The 1,921-nt window shown below is 46.9% G+C and carries 2 protein-coding genes; both read right to left on the reverse strand.

From position 1 onward, the window contains the following. Positions 1–238: 238 nt before the first annotated feature. Positions 239–670 carry a TraR/DksA C4-type zinc finger protein gene (locus KDK19_RS15085; protein ID WP_257275825.1) on the reverse strand — a complete coding sequence of 144 codons (432 nt, stop codon included), beginning with the start codon at positions 668–670 and terminating at the stop codon, positions 239–241. Beyond that, positions 667–1,866 (reverse strand): zinc metallochaperone GTPase ZigA, encoded by a 1,200-nt coding sequence (gene zigA / locus KDK19_RS15090; RefSeq protein WP_257275826.1) that lies wholly within the window; start codon positions 1,864–1,866, stop codon positions 667–669. Before zigA ends, KDK19_RS15085 begins: the two co-directional genes overlap by 4 nt. Positions 1,867–1,921 lie beyond the last annotated feature (55 nt).

A 1,921-nucleotide genomic window follows, 5' to 3' on the forward strand; every position in this document is an offset into this window, starting at 1 on the left:
GGATAATCAGCCCAGCCAGCCCACCCCTCTCTTCAATCAGAGGATCAATCTGTTGGGCGGCAGAAACAAAGTCCTCTTTTGAAAGAGGTCCATGGGGTTCCAGAAAGGCAATGCCGTCTTCCCTGTCCATCTCAATAGAAAGCATACTAGTTAAGCCTCCATATGAATGAAATAGAGTTTCACTGCAATCACTATAGGCCGAATTACCGTCTTCTCCACTCCACAACTACCGAAACCCTCAGTCTCGGTACACCTGCTCCTTGTATTCAATCCGGGCTTTCACTTCGGCACAGTATTCTGTTGTGGGTCTTGCTAAAAGACGAGGTATGCCTATGGGTTCATCCGACTCAAGACAATAACCGTAGCTACCTGATCGTATACGCTGCAGTGACAGTCTGATCTTGGATAGTAATTTTTGTTCTCGTTCTAAAATACGCAAAGAAGTACTGCACTCTTCTTCCCAAGATGCTCTGTCACTATCATCATTCAACTCTGGTGGGCTGGCCATTTGATTTTTGGCTTCTTGAATTCGAGCTTCCGTCGATTCGTGAAGCACCAATAGTCGGTGCTTGAAAAAATCCAGTTGCTCACTATTCATGTAGTCAGACTCGGCAGCCTGTTTAATCTGATCTTCAGTCAACGGGCATTGCCCTGGTGATGTTGAGCTCATTGATTTTCTCCCCAGTCAGGAAAAGGATCACTCAAAGTTGCCCAGTGCTCTTTACCTTTGAGAACCTCGCCTTCTGTTAATAAGCAATCGTCGAGGGCTTTAGTAATGGCCTGTTGATCTAAAGCCTGACCGATGAAAACAAGCTCCTGCCGCATATCGCCGAAGGGATCTACCCAGTTACTTTTAATCGAGGCAAGGTAATCTTCATCGGTAGGCCAGTTCTCTTTCGGGATAGCTTTCCAAAACATCCCTGCAAAACCATAGCGCGCGATACCACCAGCCTGACTCCATTGGCCTGCAAATTCCGGACGAGTGGCCAACCAAAAGTACCCTTTAGATCGAATCAGTTTTCCATAGTCTCTTGCCGTGTGGAGAAACTGATAAAACTTTTCCGGATGAAAGGGTCGGCGAGCGGTGTAACTAAAACTTCCAATGCCGTATTCTTCCGTTTCCGGCACATGTTCGCCGCGCATTTCTTTAAGCCAGCCCGGCGCTAATTGTGCCCGCTCAAAATCAAACAGCCCAGTGTTTAATACATCGTCAACATTTACCTGACCATGAGTAATGGGAATGATTCGGGCATTGGTATTGAGTGTTTTCAGGATCGCAGTCAAACGTTCCTGCTCGCGCTGTTCTATCAAATCGGTTTTGCTGATTAACAGTATATCGGCGAACTCGACTTGATCTACCAGTAAGTCAGCAACACTGCGTTCATCCTCTTCCCCCAGAGACTCTCCGGTATCCTGAAGGTATTTGGCCTCGTCATAATCCTTGAGGAAGTTCACTGCATCCACCACTGTGACCATCGTATCCAGCGTGGCGACATCAGAAAGCGATTTACCCTTTTCATCGGCAAAGGTAAAGGTTTCAGCGACGGGTAAAGGCTCGGAAATGCCGGTGGATTCAATCACCAGATAATCAAAGTGCCCCTCCCGGGCCAATTTGTTGATCTCCAGCAACAGATCTTCACGCAGGGTACAACAAATGCAGCCATTGCTCATTTCCACCAGCTTCTCTTCCTGATGGCTCAGCGACACTTCGTTTTGAACCTGAGTTGCATCAATATTGATTTCGCTCATATCGTTAACGATAACGGCCACTTTTTTACCCTGGCGGTTATTCAGAATATGGCTTAGTACAGTAGTTTTTCCTGCGCCAAGAAAGCCTGACAGCACAGTGACGGGGAGTTGAGTCATGACGGATAGTTCCGGTTGAGGTAAATATACAGGTGAGTACACCCTAATTTATTAT

Origin of the sequence: Endozoicomonas sp. ONNA1, assembly GCF_024606325.1 — a bacterium.
GTDB lineage: Bacteria > Pseudomonadota > Gammaproteobacteria > Pseudomonadales > Endozoicomonadaceae > Endozoicomonas_A.